The organism is Cryobacterium sp. 10I1, assembly GCF_035019805.1.
Lineage (GTDB): Bacteria > Actinomycetota > Actinomycetes > Actinomycetales > Microbacteriaceae > Cryobacterium > Cryobacterium glucosi.
In genome coordinates, this window is record NZ_JASJVF010000509.1 from 1 (window position 1) to 952 (window position 952).

The following is a 952-nucleotide window of genomic DNA, read 5'->3' on the forward strand; positions in this document are numbered from 1 at the left end:
TCGCTGAGCAATGCCCTCGTCACGGCGCACACCTCGAGTGATGCGCTGCGGCTCTTCGCGGTCGACCTCGCCGCGCCGGGCATCACCGTGCTCGAGGACACCTGGGTCGGCAGGGGACTGCCCTCGATCACGAGCGGTCCCGTTGACTTCCGCGGCGTGCCCGCGGTCGCGATCCGCGAGGACGACTGGTATTTCAACCGGCCGGGCTACGCCTGGGGCGGGATCGGCGTCGCCGCGTGCTGGTTCGGCGGCGCGGTCGGGATCGCCCGTCGGGTATTCCGCGGCGCGCAGGACTGGCCGGCGGACCAGATCGCACTCGCGCACCTCGGTGCGATCGACGTGACCCTGAGCGCGTGCGGAGGCGTCCTCGCGGCAGCGGCAGCGTCGATCGACGACGGCACCGCGACCGGACAGGCCGGGGCGCTCCTCGCGGCGAGGGTGCGGGGTCTCGTCGCGCGCTCGGTCGAGGAGGTCATCGCACGGGCCGGGCATGCGCTCGGCCCCTGGCCGCTCGCCTTCGAGGCCCGTCACTCGCAGCGGGTCGCCGACCTCGAGCTCTACGTGCGCCAGCACCACGCCGAACGCGACGAGGCCGCGCTCGGCGCCCTGCTCCTCGACGGCGGCCCGGTTCCCGGCGGCGGCCCCTCGCCCTGGTGAGCGGGGGCGTTTCGGCCGGCACAACAGCCCGCCACGACAGGGATCCCGCCCCGGTGGACGCACGGGGGTCCGATATGTCAGGATTCCGCCGTGACCACTCCACCGGAGCGCCGGATGCTGCTCGACACCGCTGCCCTGTACTTCCGCGCCTTCTACGGGGTGCCCGACACCGTGCGCGCGCCGAACGGCCAGCCGGTCAACGCCGTGCGCGGGCTGCTCGACATCATCACCCGGCTCGTCACCGAGTTCCCGCCTACTGAGATCGTGGCCTGCTGGGACGACGACTGGCGGCCGC

2 pseudogenes are annotated in these 952 nt (G+C 73.5%); both read left to right on the forward strand.

Annotated features, from left to right (window positions below):
• Positions 1–657 (forward strand): annotated as a pseudogene (locus QN345_RS19455) (acyl-CoA dehydrogenase); the annotation flags it as partial.
• A gap of 114 nt (positions 658–771) precedes the next feature.
• Positions 772–952 (forward strand): annotated as a pseudogene (locus QN345_RS19460) (flap endonuclease); the annotation flags it as partial.